General features: G+C 54.7%; 14 protein-coding genes and 1 pseudogene. 5 read left to right on the top strand and 10 right to left on the bottom strand.

The features are described from left to right. Positions 1–5: 5 nt before the first annotated feature. The 3 genes from FEF65_RS10485 to ectA are packed head-to-tail and all read right to left on the bottom strand — an operon-like array spanning position 6 to position 2,186. Complete coding sequence (locus FEF65_RS10485) at positions 6–407, bottom strand: ectoine synthase (protein WP_138239772.1); 402 nt, start codon at positions 405–407, stop codon at positions 6–8. After that, entirely contained in the window at positions 404–1,681 is a 1,278-nt protein-coding gene (gene ectB, locus FEF65_RS10480; protein WP_138239771.1) for a diaminobutyrate--2-oxoglutarate transaminase, read from the bottom strand. Before ectB ends, FEF65_RS10485 begins: the two co-directional genes overlap by 4 nt. A 1-nt stretch (position 1,682) precedes the next feature. Further along, a complete protein-coding gene (gene ectA / locus FEF65_RS10475) occupies positions 1,683–2,186 on the bottom strand; it encodes a diaminobutyrate acetyltransferase (protein WP_238701344.1) in 504 nt (167 codons plus the stop codon). 328 nt (positions 2,187–2,514) lie between these two features. On the opposite strand from ectA, the gene FEF65_RS13420 reads away from it, so the two are divergent. Beyond that, positions 2,515–2,664 (top strand): hydrogenase maturation nickel metallochaperone HypA, encoded by a 150-nt coding sequence (locus tag FEF65_RS13420; RefSeq protein ID WP_138239769.1) that lies wholly within the window; start codon positions 2,515–2,517, stop codon positions 2,662–2,664. Between the two features lie 356 nt (positions 2,665–3,020). Here FEF65_RS13420 and glgB read toward each other — a convergent pair whose 3' ends face one another. Beyond that, the gene (glgB, locus tag FEF65_RS10465; RefSeq protein ID WP_138239768.1) at positions 3,021–5,213 is read right to left on the bottom strand and encodes a 1,4-alpha-glucan branching protein GlgB; all 2,193 of its coding nucleotides are present in this window, start codon (positions 5,211–5,213) and stop codon (positions 3,021–3,023) included. Between the two features lie 61 nt (positions 5,214–5,274). Beyond that, complete coding sequence (locus FEF65_RS10460) at positions 5,275–6,906, bottom strand: alpha-D-glucose phosphate-specific phosphoglucomutase (RefSeq protein WP_138239767.1); 1,632 nt, start codon at positions 6,904–6,906, stop codon at positions 5,275–5,277. A gap of 134 nt (positions 6,907–7,040) precedes the next feature. On the opposite strand from FEF65_RS10460, the gene glgC reads away from it, so the two are divergent. From glgC to FEF65_RS10440, 4 genes are all read left to right on the top strand, one after another. Beyond that, complete coding sequence (gene glgC / locus FEF65_RS10455; RefSeq protein WP_138239766.1) at positions 7,041–8,327, top strand: glucose-1-phosphate adenylyltransferase; 1,287 nt, start codon at positions 7,041–7,043, stop codon at positions 8,325–8,327. A 93-nt stretch (positions 8,328–8,420) separates the two neighbouring features. Continuing rightward, entirely contained in the window at positions 8,421–10,118 is a 1,698-nt protein-coding gene (locus tag FEF65_RS10450) for a glycoside hydrolase family 57 protein (protein ID WP_138239854.1), read from the top strand. 111 nt (positions 10,119–10,229) lie between these two features. Beyond that, entirely contained in the window at positions 10,230–11,720 is a 1,491-nt protein-coding gene (gene malQ, locus FEF65_RS10445; RefSeq protein WP_138239765.1) for a 4-alpha-glucanotransferase, read from the top strand. A gap of 209 nt (positions 11,721–11,929) precedes the next feature. Further along, entirely contained in the window at positions 11,930–13,060 is a 1,131-nt protein-coding gene (locus FEF65_RS10440) for a lytic transglycosylase domain-containing protein (RefSeq protein ID WP_238701342.1), read from the top strand. A gap of 592 nt (positions 13,061–13,652) precedes the next feature. Here the strand turns inward: FEF65_RS10440 and FEF65_RS10435 are convergent. The 5 genes and pseudogenes from FEF65_RS10435 to FEF65_RS13415 all read right to left on the bottom strand — a co-directional run. Further along, entirely contained in the window at positions 13,653–15,164 is a 1,512-nt protein-coding gene (locus tag FEF65_RS10435) for a DHA2 family efflux MFS transporter permease subunit (RefSeq protein ID WP_138239764.1), read from the bottom strand. Between the two features lie 22 nt (positions 15,165–15,186). Next, positions 15,187–16,242: an HlyD family secretion protein gene (locus tag FEF65_RS10430; protein WP_138239763.1), complete on the bottom strand. Its 1,056-nt coding sequence runs from the start codon at positions 16,240–16,242 to the stop codon at positions 15,187–15,189. Continuing rightward, positions 16,212–16,706, bottom strand: coding sequence for a MarR family winged helix-turn-helix transcriptional regulator (locus FEF65_RS10425; protein ID WP_138239762.1), 495 nt, complete (start codon positions 16,704–16,706; stop codon positions 16,212–16,214). Before FEF65_RS10425 ends, FEF65_RS10430 begins: the two co-directional genes overlap by 31 nt. 539 nt (positions 16,707–17,245) lie before the next feature. Then, positions 17,246–17,491 carry a hypothetical protein gene (locus FEF65_RS10420; RefSeq protein WP_161595229.1) on the bottom strand — a complete coding sequence of 82 codons (246 nt, stop codon included), beginning with the start codon at positions 17,489–17,491 and terminating at the stop codon, positions 17,246–17,248. Positions 17,492–17,710: 219 nt separating this feature from the next. Then, positions 17,711–17,883: pseudogene (locus FEF65_RS13415) on the bottom strand (IS256 family transposase); the annotation flags it as partial.

The raw sequence follows: 17,883 nt of genomic DNA, 5'->3' as shown, positions 1-17,883 counted from the left end.
GCGGCTTACGACCGGTATTCAGCTCCCGGGCGATAAGCCCCGTCGGCATCGTGATCCTCGCGACCGGTCACCGGCGGATTGAAGACACAAACCATGCGCATGGTCGTGCGTGCGCGCAGCCAGTGGCGCTCATTGCCATTAAGCAGGTAAACGGTGCCGGCACTAATCGGATACACCTTGCCATCAGCGGTCGTCTCCACCTCGCCCTCACCCTCGATACAGTAGACAGCCTCAATATGATGTTTGTACCACAACAGGGTTTCGCCACCGGCATGGATCACCGTATCATGCAGCGAAAATCCGACCGCATCGTCATTGAGAATCAGCCGGCGACTCTCCCAGTTACCGTTGGCGGCGCGCACATCACGCTCGCCATTCATAATTTCGTCCAGGCGCCGCACAATCATACCAGCACCCCCTCGCGCAGATCCTGGCGGGTTTTCAACACGGCCCCGATTGCCGCATCGATCATCGTCAGCCCTTCAGCGATAAGTTCCTCACTGATCGTCAGTGCTGGCAGAAATTTAAGCACCTGACCGTTGGCACCGGCCGTTTCAATGATCAATCCGCGCTTGAAACACTCCTCGGAAATTGAACCGGCAAGGCCCGGATCAGCAAAGTCGATGCCCCAGACCATGCCGACACCGCGCAAGCGCCCCTGGGTCTGGCTGTACTTCTCGACTATCGCCGTTAACCCCTGCTCAAACAACTTGCCCTTGTCAGCGATGCCGGCGGCGAAATCCGGCGTATCCCAGTAGGAGAGCGCCTTCGTCGCTGCAATAAAGGCCAGGTTATTGCCACGGAAGGTGCCGGTATGCTCTCCCGGCTTCCACTGGTCCAGTTCAGGCCGCATCAGCAGCAGCGACATCGGCAACCCCGTACCAATCGACTTGGATACGGTCACCATGTCCGGTGTAATACCGGCTCGTTCGAAACTGAAGAAGGTGCCGGTACGCCCGTTGCCCATCTGAATATCGTCAATAATCAAAAGAATATCGAACTCATGGCAGATATCGGCCAGCTGACGCAGCCATGCGTCACGCGCCACATGAATACCACCCTCGCCCTGTACGGTCTCCACAATAATGGCTGCCGGCAAATCGACACCACTACTCTGATCAGAGAGCAACCGGCGCAAATAGGCCATACTGTCAAAGCCGCTGCCCAGATAGCCGTCAAAGGGAACAAAGGCACTGTTGGCACGAACACCATAGGACTCATCGCGGTAAAAGGAGTTGCCGGTCACAGCCAGTGAGCCCATCGAGAGGCCATGGTAGGCGTTGGTAAAGGCAATCACATTTGAGCGCCCTTTGACCATGCGCGCCAGCTTCAGCGCCGTCTCCACCGCATTGGTACCGGTCGGGCCGGTGAACTGCACCTTGTACTCCAGATTGCGCGGAGCCAGAATCGTATCACGGAATTTGGTCAGAAAGGCCTGCTTGGCAACAGTGGCCTTGTCCAGTCCGTGTACAATACCATCGCGTTGCAGATATTCGATCAGGGCATCGCGAATCGCCGGGTTATTATGACCGTAGTTGAGTGAGCCCGCACCGGCAAAGAAATCGATATAGCGATTGCCGTGCACATCATACATCTCCGAACCTCTGGCCACATCGAACACAGCAGGGAAGGAACGGATATAACCGCGTACCTCAGACTCCATCTCTTCAAAAATTCTCATATTATCTCCCGATTAAGGTTTTACTTACCGCATCGAGAGGACCAACACGCACAAGGTTTTCCTGTTCATGAGAGCCGGCACCAAAAAGCGCAGCATCAAACAGAAGCGATTCATCAAAATGACAGTTACTCTCCCTTGCCAGCGCCCGGAACAGAGCGCGTGAAGCATCATTGGATGGATTAACCGTAGCCTCAACGTAACGGATACGCTTGAGCCCGCGTCGTTCCAGCAGGCTCCTCAGCATTTTTCCGGCGACACCCTGACCACGCAAACGGTGATCAACGGCAACCTGCCAGACAAACAACGTATCACGACGATCAGGAGGAATATAACCGGTCACAAAGGCAAGTACTTCACGATCCTGCTCTGCAACCACACATGTGGATGCAAAATGGTCGCAAAGAATCAGATAACAGTACCGGGAGTTCAGATCTAGTGGCGGGCAGCGCTCGACAAGCGCATACATAGCCGGACCATCAACCGCAACAGGGGCGCGGAAAGACAAACGGCCTGCTTCCTTCGTTTCTTTCTCTCTGGTAAGCATTGCGGGGGACCCTAGGCGCTCAGACTCAGATTGCAAACGTCACTCCGGTGACATGCATCTGCACTCACCATCTCACCCGTCACCTTCCCCTGCATCTGCAGCCCGGCTCGCCCTCACCTGCACAGGTTGAAGTCACAGAACATGTAAGACAATATTGATCACCTGCAGCAAGGCATGGCCCATGGACGGGCGTGCATGCGTGTACTTGCCATGGACGGTCTTTTTTCGGCTACATCCATAGCCACTTATTGATATCATGCGTTCGACATTTAAGTCATAAGGAGTCTACATGAGCATCGATCCCGACAAGCTTGTTCCGGTTGTCTGTTCCAACCCTGATTGCGGCAAGGAGATTGCCGGCAAGCATTATCCGGTCAAATTTCCTTTCAAATGCCCGTTTTGCGGAAAAATGATTCGCCCTGGCAGCCAACCAGCCTGAGCAGATGGTGACTTAAGGAAGCGCTGATTCATTCGGCGCTTCCGGGCGAGCCATGGACGGCTCGCCAAATCAGACGCGTAAGGTCTGATTTGTAAGCAAAGACAAAATGACTCGGGCATCATGCCCTCGCCCTGCGGGCGGCCTTTGGCCGTCCAATCGGCTTCCTGCCTCTTTGTCACGCTTTTGTCTTTGCGAACTGATTTTTGCCAGGAGGGCAATAAATCAGCATCTCCTTAAGGAGTCGCTGATTCATCCTGCGCTTCCGGGCGAGTCATGGATGGAGGCCACAACCCGGCAGGATCGCCGGATTGTGGCCTCCATGTCCCGCATGAAATACTGAACAGATCAGTACTTCCTTATACCTCAGGCCTGAACATCAAGCATGAAAGCGGCGGCAGTACCAGTTCGGCTGAATACGGCTGATCCATCCATCCATGCTCCTCCGCCACTACACCACCGGCATTGCCGATATTGGCACCACCATAGACTTCCGCATCGGTGTTAAGGATCTCGTCATAATGACCGCTGACAGGCAGCCCCAGACGATAACCCTCGCGCGGCACAGGCGTCAGATTCAGCACAATCACCACCTGTCCGCCGTTTTTATCACGACGGATAAAACTGAGAACAGAGTGGCCAGAATCATTGCAGTCAATCCACTGGAATCCGGCACCATCGAAATCAACCTCGTGCAACGCAGGTACATCCCGATAAAGGTGATTCATATCGCGCATCATCAGCTGCAAACCACGATGTGGCATAAACTGCGCCTGATCCCAGGAGAGAGAAGCGTTGTAATTCCACTCCGGCCACTGACCGAACTCAAGACCGTTAAAGAGCAGCTTCTTGCCGGGATGGGTGTACATATATGCATACAGCAGGCGCAGATTGGCAAATTTCTGCCAGTCATCCCCCGGCATTTTTTGCGGCATCGAGCCTTTGCCATGCACCACCTCATCGTGTGAGAAAGGCAGAATAAAATTCTCGGTAAAGGCATAGACCATCGAGAAGGTCAGTGCATGATGATGATAGGAGCGATAAATCGGATCGTTCTCAAAATAGGAGAGCGTGTCGTTCATCCAGCCCATATTCCACTTCATCGTAAAACCGAGCCCGCCCAGCCATGTCGGACGGGAGACCATCGGCCAGGAGGTAGACTCCTCCGCCATGGTCACGGCACCGGGGAAGCGCTCATGCACCAGACAGTTGAACTGTTTGAGGAATTCAACTGCTTCGAGATTCTCACGCCCGCCGTATTTATTGGGAATCCACTCACCCTCTTCGCGTGAATAGTCGAGGTAGAGCATCGAGGCCACTGCATCCACACGCAGGCCATCGAGATGATACTCATCAAGCCAGAACAGTGCCGAAGCGATCAGGAAGTTGCGCACCTCATTGCGGCCGAAGTTGAAGATATAGGTGCCCCAGTCCTTGTGCTCACCAAGCCTCGGATCTTCATGCTCGTACAGCGGCGTACCGTCGAAACGGGCCAGCCCGTGTGCATCCTTGGGAAAATGGGCCGGCACCCAGTCAAGAAACACACCGATACCATGGCGATGACAGTAGTCGACAAAATAACGGAAATCATCCGGACTGCCGAAACGACTGGTCGGTGCAAAATAGCCAACGGTCTGATAACCCCATGAGCCATCGAACGGATGCTCGGTGACCGGCATCAACTCGATATGGGTAAAACCCATCCACTGACAATACTCCACCAGCTGATGCGCCAGTTCGCGGTAATCAAGGTAACAGCTGTCATCGCTGTCCGGACGTCGCCAAGAGCCCAGATGCACCTCATAGATGCTCATCGGCCGATCCGCAGCCTGATGCTCGACGCGGCCATTCATCCAGGCCGCATCCCCCCACTGATAAACAAAACGGTTATGCACGACACTCGCTGTTGCCGGCCGCAACTCCATCTGCTGGGCATAAGGGTCCGCTTTCTGGAACACACTGCCGTTCTGGGCCCGTATCTCGAACTTGTAGACTTCACCTTCGCAAAGAGCGGGAATAAAGAGCTCCCAGACACCGGAGGAGCCACGTACGCGCATCTGATGCTCACGCCCGTCCCAGTGGTTGAAATTACCTACCACCGATACCCGCGCTGCTGATGGTGCCCAGACAGCAAAACCTACACCGGAAACCCCGTCATGTTCACAAACGTGAGCGCCCATAATACGGTACTTCTCAAAATGGTTGCCCTCCCCGATCAGGTGCAGATCCATTTCACCAAGCAGCGGCAGGAAGCGATATACATCCTCCTCCTCCCAGCTGTGACCGGCACTGTTCTCGAGACGGAAACGATACGGGTGACCAAAATTCACATGATGCCAGTGGCCCTCGAAGAAATCGGTACCTGCAATGCGGGTCATGGCAATCGGATCACCATCGACGGGCAGAATCCACATACGTTCGGCTCTTGGTTTGAAGGCGCGCAAGATCATCCCGTCGCCCGCACTGTGGCGCCCGAGAAAGCTGAACGGATCGTGACTACGCGCCTCCAGGATAGCCCATGCGTCACTGCTAAGCTTGATGTCTGATTTCATGTAAGACCTCTCATTGGGCTGTTTGGTTTATCTGTTGCGAATCGTGATCATCACAGGCGTATCAGGTAATCACAGTCGGTTTATCGCGACCGGTAAGCGGCTGCAACTGTGAAACAGAAGCTGCCGCCTCAATCATGTCAGCAAGAGCAACCTGGGCATCGAGACCGTGCCTGCCTGCATCCGCCTCGTAGGATTCAAGGTAAATACGAATGGTTGCACCACTGGTACCGGTGCCGGAGAGACGGAAAATCATGCGCGAACCATCCTCGAACAGCACACGTACCCCCTGATTACGGCTGACACTGCCATCAACAGGATCGGTATAGGAGAAATCGTCACACAGCGAAACCATACGGCCGGCAAGCTCTGTTCCCGGCAGGGTGGAAAACTGATCGCGTACACGCTTCAGCACCGCAGCTGCGGCTGCCGCATCCACACCTTCATAGTCATGGCGCGAATAATAATTGCGACCGAACTGCTTCCAGTGATCAACCAGAATATCGGCTACCGGCTCCTTGCGGTCGGCAAGGATATTGAGCCAGAAGAGCACAGCCCACAAACCATCCTTTTCACGCACATGACCGGAACCTGTACCGAACGACTCTTCACCGCACAGAGTCACCCGGCCGGCATCCATCAGATTACCGAAAAACTTCCATCCGGTCGGTGTTTCATAGCAATCCAGCCCCAGAGAGGCAGCCACCCGATCGACAGCCGCCGAGGTCGGCATCGAGCGCGCCACACCTGCAATCCCGCCGGCATAGCCCGGCACCCGTGTGGCATTGGCGGCAAGTACAGCCAGTGAATCACTCGGTGTGACAAAGAAGTGATTTCCAAGAATCATATTACGATCGCCATCACCGTCGGAGGCCGCGCCAAAATCGGGGGCATCATCGCCATACATAATCTCAACAAGATCATGGGCATAGGTCAGGTTCGGATCGGGATGACCGCCACCGAAATCCTCTTTCGGCTCGCCATTCATCACTGTACCGGCAGGTGCACCAAGACAACCTTCGAGAATGGCTTTCGCATAAGGGCCGGTCACCGCATGCATGGCATCGAATTTCATGGTGAAGCCGGAAGCGAGCAACGCACGAATGGCGGTGAAATCAAACAGTGACTCCATCAGCTCCGCATAATCGCTGACCGGATCGATGACTTCGACCTGCATACCCGCCAGTTCAAATGAGCCGACATGATCCAGATCCAGATCTGCACAATCGACGATGTTATAGAACTCGATATTGCGCGTGTGCGCAAACACCGCTTCGGTTACCCCTTCAGGAGCAGGCCCGCCATTACCGATGTTATACTTGATACCGAAATCTTCATCCGGACCGGCGGGATTATGACTGGCGGAGAGGATCAGGCCGCCGAATGCCTTATTTTTACGAATCACACAGGAGGCCGCCGGTGTGGAGAGAATACCGCCCTGACCTACCAGCACTCGGCCGAAGCCATTGGCCGCGGCCATCTTCAGAATCATCTGAATCGCCTCGCGGTTAAAAAAGCGCCCGTCACCACCGACCACCAGTGTCTGACCGGCAAAGTCGCCAATCGAGTCGAAAACAGCCTGCACAAAATTGGCCAGATAGTGTGGCTGCTGGAAAACCTTTACCTTTTTACGCAGTCCGGATGTACCCGGCTGCTGTCCCTCAAAGGGTTCTGTTGAAACAGTTTGAATTCGCATAATGGCTTATATCCCCCCTGGTGCGCGGCCATACTAGCGTTAATGTACCCTTAAATCACTACATGGCAGAACGATAAGCAAGATGATAGCATGCGTTTTGGAATATCACATCGCCAACGAGGGGGGATAAGAAAATGGCTCCACATATTGATGATTCAATGGGCCCGCAAATGGAACGCAACATCAGTAAGTTGACGTCCAATACAGTGGCTCTGGTGCTGGCAGGCGGACGCGGAACCCGTCTGAAACAGCTTACCGACTGGCGTGCAAAACCGGCCGTACCATTCGGCGGCAAGTTCCGCATCATCGACTTCCCGATGTCCAACTGCATCAATTCGGGCATTCGCCGTATCTCTGTGATCACCCAGTACAAATCACACTCCCTGCAGCGCCACCTCCAGCGCGGATGGAGCTTCATGTCCGGTCAGTTCGGTGAGTTTGTTGAAGTGCTGCCGGCTCAGCAGCGTATGGGCGAAGGATGGTACTCAGGCACTGCCGATGCTGTTTACCAGAACCTCGATATTATCCGTTATTACGACCCTAAGTATGTCATCATTCTGGCCGGTGATCACATCTACAAGATGGATTACGGCAAAATGATTGCCGCCCATGTTGCCAAGGGTGCCGACATCACCGTCGGTTGTATCCCTGTTCCGATTGCCGATGCCAGAGCATTCGGTGTCATGGCCATTGATGGCAACTCCCGCATCGTTGAGTTTGCCGAGAAGCCGAAAAATCCGAAGCCGATGCCGGCTGATGAGTCGCAGGCACTTGCCTCAATGGGCATCTATGTATTCAGCGCCTCATACCTGCGCGACCGCCTTGTCGCCGATGCTGCCAACGGTGACTCCTCGCATGATTTCGGCCATGACATCATCCCGCATGCCATTGCCAATGATAATGCCTTCGCCTTCCCGTTCATGGCAGGTAACACCAGTGTATCCGGTTACTGGCGTGACGTCGGAACCATTGATGCCTACTGGGAAGCCAATATCAATCTGGCCGACATCGCACCGGACCTGAATCTGTATGACAAAAACTGGCCGATCTGGACCTATCAGGAGCAGCTGCCACCGGCCAAGTTTGCATTCGATGACGATGATCGCCGTGGCCATGCCATTGACTCACTGATTTCAGGCGGCTGCCTGATCACCGGCGCCACCATTCGTCACTCGGTACTCTTCTCCAGCGTACGCGTACACTCACACACCCTGGTTGAAGATTCCGTTGTATTGCCGGATGTTGAAATCGGCCACAACTGCCGGATTAAACGCTGCGTCATCGACAAGGGCTCTGTTGTACCCGATGGCATGATTATCGGCGAGGATCCGGTCGAGGATGCAAGGCGCTTCCACCTTTCCGAAGGCGGCATTGTCCTCGTTACCCCTGAAATGCTTGGCCAGAGCCTGCATGAACTGTAAAGCGTCACTCCGGAGGAGGACATGTTGAAACCCGACCACCCGGATGACACCCACAATGCAACTGCCGATCAGTCGGCTACCAAAGGAGAATCAATGACCCGTCCCCTTTCCGTTATCTTTTACTGGCACATGCACCAGCCATTCTACTGTGAGGCCGATACAGGGCGCTATCATCTGCCCTGGGTGTATCTACATGCCATCAAGGATTACACCGATATGGCCGAGATCATCTCCCAGTTGCCGGGTGCCCGCGCTGTCGTCAACTATGTCCCCTCCCTGACGGCCCAGATCGAGGATTACGCCGAGCATTTACGTGACTTTCTTGATGGCAAGCACAAGCAGATCAATGATCCGCTGCTGGCATCACTGGCGGAAAAAAGCGGACAATTCACCAAAAGTGAGCGCCAGTTTTTACTGGAGTCCTGCTTCCGCCTGAATCATGAACGCAACATGCACCGCTACCCCTCCTATTCATTGCTGTGGACCATGGCCGAACATGCCAAGCACCACCATGCCGTTGAATACCTCGGAGACAGCTACTTCACCGATCTCGTCACCTGGTATCATCTGGCATGGCTTGGTGAAACGGTACGCGAACACAACTTTGTTGCCCGCCGCCTGATCGAAAAAGGCAAGGGCTTCTCCTATCAGGACAGGCGCGATTTGCTGACGCTGATCGCTTCCCTGCTCGATCATATCCCATCCACTTACCGCAAACTGGTTGCCGATGGAAAAATCGAACTGACGACTACGCCATATGCGCATCCGATCATCCCGCTCATGCTTGATTTCAACTCAGCCCGTGCCACCGTGCACGATGCCGAGTTGCCGAAAGAGCCATATCCGGGCGGACGTGAGCGGGCAGAGGAACACATTGCCCTCTCACGCAGCAACCATGAACGTCTGTTCGGCGAAACACCGGCCGGCTGCTGGCCGGCTGAAGGTGCCGTATCCGATGAAACACTGGCTCTTATGGGCAAGGCCGGCTTCAAGTGGTGTGCGACCGGTGAAGCGGTCCTGCATCACTCCCTGCAATACAATGTCCGTGAACAACAGGGAAATCGCGATCTCTATCGGCCATGGCTGGTCGGGGAAGGCGATGAGCAGATCACCTGCTTCTTCCGTGACGACCGCCTTTCCGACCTGATCGGCTTTGAGTATTCGCGCTGGCAAACCCGTGATGCAGTCAACAACTTCATGCATGAGCTGGCCGGCATCCATCACCGCACCCAGGGCATGGAGGCACCGGTTGTCGCCATCATCATGGATGGTGAAAATGCATGGGAACACTACCATCAGAATGCCCTGCCGTTCCTGACCCGGCTCTATCAATCCATTGCCGAGCATGATGATTACAACCTGACCACCTTCAGCGACTATCTGGCTGAGCATCCGGCCAGCTCGAAACTCGGACATCTGGTACCCGGCTCATGGGTTTACGGCAACCTTTCCACCTGGATCGGCGACAAGGCCAAGACCCGCGGCTGGGAGCTGTTGATCGAGGCGAAACACGCCTTTGACGCCCATATCGGCAAACTGGCACCTAACCAGCAGGAAGCCGCCAGGGAACAGCTGCGCATCTGTGAAGGTTCTGACTGGTGCTGGTGGTTTGGTGACTATAACCCGGGCGAAGCAGTGCGTGATTTTGACAACCTTTATCGTCATCATCTGGGCAAGCTCTATCAGCTTCTCTGCTGTCCGGTACCGCCATCGCTGAACATCTCCATCTCAACCGGCGGTGGCGATGCGGAAGGCGGCGGCACCATGCGCAGAGGCGGCGCTGGCTCGTAAACTGACACAACATTTGGCCCCGTGCTTGCATACACGGGGCCATGTCTTTCTACCGTCGCGCTCATCATCTGCACCCAACGGGTTCGGTAAACATTTATAAAGGAAATCCCCATGTCTTCTTGGATTAGTCGTCGCTCGGCGGCGGTTCTGCTGCATATCACATCGCTCCCCGGCCCGTTCCACAAAGGCGTTCTTGGCGAAGAGGCATTTGCATTCATCGACAGGATTGCAGCAGCTGGCTTCAGTGTCTGGCAGTTTCTGCCACTGGGCCCCACCCATGGACATGGCTCCCCTTACGAATCCCTCTCTTCATTTGCCGGTAACCCGGAACTGCTCGATCTGCGTGACTTTGTCAGCCATGGCTGGCTCGATATTACAGATCTGGCCGGCCCGCATAGCGCCGCCAGCCATGCTTCACTGCGGGCGAAGGCTTCCCACCTGTTCTGGCAACAGGTGGCAACCGATGAATCCCTGAGACGAGCCGTCGAACTGTTCGAGCAACATCACATCAGCTGGCTTGAGGACTACGCCCTCTTCTCCACCCTGAAATCGCTGTTCGCCAACCGCGCCTGGTGGCAGTGGCCACATCCTCTGCGTGATCGTGATGCCAGCTCACTGGAAACAGCCCGCAGCTATAACCAGGATCGCATCAAACAGGCAATTTTCGAGCAGTTCATGTTTGAGCGGCAGTGGTCAGCCATTCAGTCCCATGCGAGAAATCGTCAGGTACAGCTGTTCGGCGACCTTCCGATCTATGTGGCTCATGACTCCGCCGATGTCTGGGCAGCCCGCCGCTATTTCACCGTCACCGACAATGGCCTGTGCAACGAGGTTGCCGGCGTACCGCCCGACTACTTCTCTGCCACCGGTCAACGCTGGGGCAACCCCCTTTATCGCTGGAATCGCATGGCGAAAAACGACTTCGAATGGTGGGTTCGACGTGTACGCCATCAGATGGAGCGCATGGACATCCTGCGTATCGACCATTTCCGTGGCCTTGAGGCCTACTGGGCCATTCCGGGTGAAAGCACGGATGGCATTATCGGTGAGTGGCGCAAGGCGCCCGGTGAGCAGCTGCTGCAAACACTGCAACAGGAGCTTGGCTCACTGCGACTGGTTGCAGAAGATCTCGGCATCATCACCGATGAGGTCAATCGGCTGCGCAAGACCTTCGCGCTTCCTGGCATGAAGATTCTGCAATTTGCCTTTGGCGGCGATAACAGCAACCCCTACCTCCCCTGCAATCATGAGGAGGACAGTGTGGTTTACACCGGCACCCATGATAACGATACGACAGCAGGCTGGTTCAGCGCACTGGATGAGCACACGAAAGCACATGCCCTGTTTGTACTGCAGGCACAAGCTGAGGACATGCCATGGGCGATGATCGAGGCAGCCCTGCAATCTCCGGCCATGCTCGCGGTCATCCCGATGCAGGATCTTCTTGAGCTCGGCAGCGTAGCAAAATTCAATACCCCCGGCACGGCCGTCGGTAACTGGTGCTGGCGACTGGAGCGACTACCCGATCCACAGGCTCCGTGCTGGCACAAGGCACTGCTATTGAATCAAAAACATCGGCGGACTCTTACCACGGCAGCGTGAATATGGTTCGTTGGCAATGAATGAGGCCTCTTTCACTGCCAACGAATCACCCGCAATCAACTGATTTCTGCCAGGATGGCAATCCATCAGCCTCTCCTTCACAAGACGTGACACCTGTCATAGTTTGATCTTTACGCCCCTGCATACTTGGCCGCATGCACCCCACCCCCACCCCCACCATACCACGCCACAGCCTTCTCATGGTTGTCATGTTGCTGAGCCTGCTGAATGGCTGCTCCCTTCTTCATACAGACATCCCTTCACTGTTTTCACATCACACCGCTACCGATCATGAACAGGCTGCCGCAGTACCGGCTGCACCAGCCACGCCATTGCTTGCCGGCTTATCCGCAGAAGAGCTGAGCGCGGTAAAGGCCGAAGCACTGCGTGCCTACCAGCCGCGCTGGCCCGGCATTGCCAAACGTTCCCGCTATGTGCGACAGACCGTGCTTGAGGCACTGAGTCAGGCGGATGCCCCGCTTGAGCTGCAGCTTATCCCGGCCGTGGAGTCCGGTTATGATCCCTATGCGCAATCGGATGTGGGGGCCACCGGCTTGTGGCAACTGATGCCGGAAACGGCTGCCGACCTACACATTGTCAGCAATCATCAGTTTGACGGGCGCCGGGATGTCAGCCGCAGTACACACGGTGCGGCACAGTTTCTGAAAAAACAGCATCAGCGTTTCGGCAGCTGGCCACTGGCGCTTGCCGCCTATCACCTGGGCCCCAACGCTGTGCAGAGACGGCTCCAGCGTCGCCCGTGGCATGATGGCGATGGCCTGAAAAGACTCCCCCTGCCGCCTGTCACCAAAACCTATATACGCCATATTCTCGGTTTGATCGCCTTGCAACAGGAGGGGCGCATCAACTTTCCCGCCCCGTATCCGACAGAAACCATCGAGGTTCAAACCCCTGTTGATCTTGAGCGCCTTCACACAGTCGTCGCCTTGCCAAAAAACCAGCTCTTCCTGCTTAATCCGAAACTGGGAAAAATGCAGTACTTTCAAAACAGTCCGGCAACCATATCACTGCGCATCAGCCAGAAACGCATCGATCGCCTGCGCCAGGCCATGGTGCAGGATTCCGCCGATCATCTGACCATTCGCGTCGGCCAGGGTGAAACCATCCGCGATATCAGCAGGCACTATCAGGTGTCCGTCAACGAACTGAAGCGGACCAACCCGAACATGAATCGTGACATCAAACCCGGCATGGTATTGCAAATCCCCCTGCGCGCACTTACCCGCATCAAGGTAAGCGACAACCCACTGCTTACCCGCACATCTACCGGCACAGAACAACAGGACGAAATGCCGATATTACAGGCATACAACGATTAAACGACAGGCAGTCGATGGATAGCCGACAGCATGACACCGCCACATCCCCGGATATCAAGCAAATCATGCTATGACCTCGTGTGAACAGGAGAGATCTCCGGCATAAATTGGGACACGCTGAAGTGTCAGTGCTTCCGTGCGGGCCATGGACGGCCACCCCAATCCGGCAGGATAGCCGGATTGGGCAGCCTTTCAGCCCGGTGAGCGGCAGGATGCAGCGAGTCAAATCAGACACGCAAGCATCTGATTTGTAAGCAAAGTTAAAATGACTCGGACATCATGCCCTCGCCCTGCGGCGGCCGTTGGCCGTCCAATCGGCTTCCTGCCACTTTGTCACGTTTTTTCCTTTGCGGGCTGTTTTTGCCAGAGCTATCAATCAGCATCTCCATAGAAAAACAAGGCAATCCTGAATCATTGCGCCTCTCCGTACAGGGCGGCAGCAACGAAGGAACACACACCATCCTGCGCCAGACCTTTTTTTGGCACACCCATTGCTTATATCCATATAGCAGAAAGAAGCTTCCGAAAGCAGACGGGAGCAAAAGCAGGCGCCTTCCTCCCTCCTCCCTGAAGGCGCCTGCTTTTTTCTTCTCTACTTACCGCCAGCCGGGCGTCCCTTCAGCATCAGCACCAGCGGCGCAGTCAGAAGCGCCAGCCACATCATCACTACAAAATCATTGGTATAGGCAATCAAGCCTGCCTGCCGTACCACCATGGCATTGAGCACCGCCAGCCCACTCTGACTGGCCGGGTCCAGCACCGGTTGCATGCCTTGCTGCCAGAACCATGGATTGAACGGGTTGATCGATTCAGCAATCGTCAGATGATTTTCCTGCATGCTGCGCGAGATCTGGGCGACCATGATGGAGATACCGACACTGCTGCCCAGATTACGCAACAGACTGAACACCGATGCTGCCTCATTACGATATTCCGGTTCGAGGGTGGCATAGGCAATAGCACTGAGCGGCACAAAAATCGCCCCAAGCCCAAGCCCCTGCACAATCCCCGTGCGCACAAGGTCCCAGTCACTGACATCGAGGTTAAAGCCGCTCATCTCCCACAACGATTCGGCCGTCAGCAGAAAACCGGTGATGATAATCCAGCGCGGATCGATACGGGCCATCAGCCGCCCCACCACCATCATCGAAATCATGGTACCAAGTCCGCGTGGAGCCAGCAGCAAACCGGTCATCAACACCGGATACCCCAACAGCTGCTCCATAAAGGGGGGCATCAGCGCCAGCGTCGCAAAAAGAATGATCCCGACAATAAAAATAAACAGCAGTGAAGTGGCATAGTTGCGGTCAGCCAGCAGCCTCAGGCTCAAAAACGGATGCTGAGTGGTGGCCGCATGAGCGGTAAAAATATAAAATCCCAGCAGAGCAAGTGCTGCTTCGACAACAATCTCACCGGAATCAAACCAGTCCAGCCGCTCCCCGCGATCAAGCATCAGTTGCAATGCACCTATACCGAGACTGAGGAAGGCGAAGCCGATCATATCAAACGGAATATCCCGATGGCGACGGGTCTCAGATACAAATGAACCGATCATAACCCATGCAAGCACACCGACCGGAAGATTGATAAAAAAGACCCAGCGCCAGTTGGCATATTCAGTCAGGTAACCACCCAGCGTCGGCCCGAGAATCGGGCCAATCATAATACCGACACCCCAGAGAGCCATCGCACTGCCATGCTTTTCGCGCGGATAGGCATCCAGTAAAATCGACTGTGACAGTGGCACAAGCGCCGCCCCGGCAATCCCCTGTAGAACACGGAAAAGCACCATCTCGCTCAGCGAGCCTGCAATACCGCAGAACAGTGACATCAGCGTAAAGACTGCCACCGACCACATAAATACCCGCTTGCGCCCCAGCCGACCGCTGGCCCATCCGGTCAGCGGTGTGGCAATCGCTGTCGCCACGATATAGGAGGTCAGCAACCAGGCGATCTGATCCTGCGTTGCACTGAGAGCACCCTGCATGTGAGGCAGGGCAACATTCACAATCGTGGTGTCCAGCACCTGCATCACCGTGGCCAGCATCACCGAAAAGGTAATCAGGCCCGGATGCGCAACCCTGGACTCGCCATGATCTGCCATGTCGCTGTCCGGCTACAAGCGGTCAGTGACTGCCTGACGCCGACAAGGCATCAGCAACCGGTGCAATAAAAATGCGGGCATCCACACTCAAACCACTGCGAAGTGCAGGCAGCTTTTCACTCTTGTCAAAAGCAAGCCTTACCGTGACCCGCTGCACCACTTTCACCCAGTTACCGGAGCTGTTTTCTGCCGGAAGAAGACTGAATTCAGCCCCTGTTGCCGGACTGATACTCTCGACCCTCCCCTGAAAAATTCTGTCCGGATAGGTATCGATACGGAGCTCCGCCAACTGCCCTGCCTGTACATGGGTCAGTGCCGTCTCTTTCAGGTGGGCCACGATATAGTAATCGGCAGAGACCACAGCAAACAGCGATTTACCCGCCTGCACATAATCTCCATCCACCACATTCAGCGGCCCGATGACGCCATCACAACCGGCGTATACCCGCGTGTGCTGCAATTCAAGTGCAGCCCGATCCCGATCCGCCTTTGCCTTGCGATAACGGAAATAGCTCTCAACCGGGCGATCCGGGGCTCCCATCTGTACCATCAACTGGTCCAGCTCACGCTGCACAACCTGCTGACGCAAACGGGCGCCATCAAGGCGGTGCTGCGCATCATCGAGTGCTGTTTCGGAAGAGGCACCGCTACGGGCAAATTTGCGTGCGCGCTCATAGGCCCGCTGAAAATAGCTGACATCATCAGCTGCCTGGGCAATCAATGCCTGTTTTTGCCGGTATGAGGCTTTAAGCACCTCAATATCATTGGCAACCTGTGCGAGATTGGCCTCAGCTGCATCCAGCGCCAAACGGTATGGCTGCTCATCAATGGTGAAAAGAAGATCGCCGGCATGCACCTGCTGGTGCTCATGCACCGGCAATGAGCTGATGCGTCCACTCACCTCCGCAGCGACATAAAGCCTGTCGGCCCGAACATACGCATCATCGGTGCTGACATAACGACTGCTCTGCAGATAAAACCATACGGCAATCGCAGTGGCCAGCAGTGGTATCATAAACAGCAACACAATCCGCTTCATCGAAGTCATCACTCCCCTGGTATCATTGATTTCGGACATGCCGCCCCGTCCTGATCACGCTCTGCCCCTTCAAGCGACAGCAGATTGCCCTTGATATGCAGCAGCGCATCGAGCAGTGCATCGCATGCTTCCGGTGAAAGCCCATGCATGGCCTCGGCCCGGATACCGGCAGAAATCGTCTGCATCTGCTCAAGCACCGGCATGGCTTTCTCCTTCAAATAAAGGCATTTAGCTCGCCGATCGGTAGGATGAGCACGGCGCTCGGCCCACTCATCCTGCTCAAGCCGATCCACCAGTCGCGCCAGGGTAATCGGTTGCAGCTCCATCAATTGGGCCAGACAGGATTGCGTCACGCCCTCATTACGGTGTATATGGAATAACACCGACCACTGCGCCCGCGTCAAACCGAGTGTACCGGCACGGCGATCAAAGCGCCGACGCAGCAGACGAGCCACGTCATGCAATAAAAAACCAAATGTTCGGGCATAGGGATCATGGGGCATGGCGCCATACTCATGCCCAAACAATCATAAGCAAGCTTATATTAAGCCCGCATCCTAATTGCACTCGTGACGCATCGACTCCCCCATACAGACCTTTCACCGGCCATGCTTTCATCATGCCGCCAGCAAATAGCACATCACATTCTCGTAAAACTTACGCAGCAGATTCAAATGGAGCGATTGAAATTCAGCGACTGTCAAATTCCGGCATTTTCACATGCAAGCTGAAGGTGCATTCCCTTGCCTGAGCTATACCCTGAACATTGGTATAAGCAGTCCGACATTTTTATAAATAGCGTTCAACGTCTGGTAGCATGGATGCTTCGCTTATGGCGCGCATGAAAGAGCGTAAAGATGAAAGGTACGACCAAAAAAAGATGCGTGCCGAAGAGTACATTCAGGACTGAAATCATTCAGGAGGCACGATCAAAAAAGCGACGAAGCTACCTGCTGTGGCCAACCAGGGCATCAGCATACATCAGGCCGGACCTTTTTGACGATATATGCGTGGACCCGGCTTGAATGGTAGGCGGGCAGCACTACAGCCTAGTAGGGTCTTGGCCTTCTAAATACTCCAAGTAAGAAAACACCAGTTTGATGCCAGTAAGCATAAGGACAAAACCTGTGCCGCCAACCAGAGGAATACACAGGCCATTTTCATGACACATAAACACAACACTGGTTAATAAATAAAAGGCTATTAAAATTAACACAACGCCAAATATGCTCCGATACAGCGATTTCTTTTCAGATAAAGTCATGAATTTTCCCAACCGATACGACATATTTGCCCCCCCGCCAGCATTAGCAGAATCCCCCACATTGTCTGGCCAACCAGCAATTTATACATATAAGCACCAAGCAGCATGCATACGACCCCTGTCGCAATCACTATTTTGGGGGAAATACTATTTAGCTGCATTTTCAAACATTAGCTCCGATAAGTGTATCAAAAGACCAGACAAGTCGAGGGTGTAAGAATTTTTGTGTAAACGGAGTTTGGTTCAATGCCTTGGCATTCTGTCGTCAAATTGAATGCTAAAGCGGTTTAGTGCCGATTTCCAATCCCGGATTGGCATCGTCCATTTCTTGCTGATGTTTCTCAGCGCCAGATAGAAGAGCTTGGTCAATGCATCATCGCTTGGAAATGAGCCCCGGTTCTTGGTGATTTTACGCA

The organism is Mariprofundus erugo (assembly GCF_005818865.1).
Lineage (GTDB): Bacteria > Pseudomonadota > Zetaproteobacteria > Mariprofundales > Mariprofundaceae > Mariprofundus > Mariprofundus erugo.
This window is presented reverse-complemented; position numbering and strand designations above follow the sequence as displayed.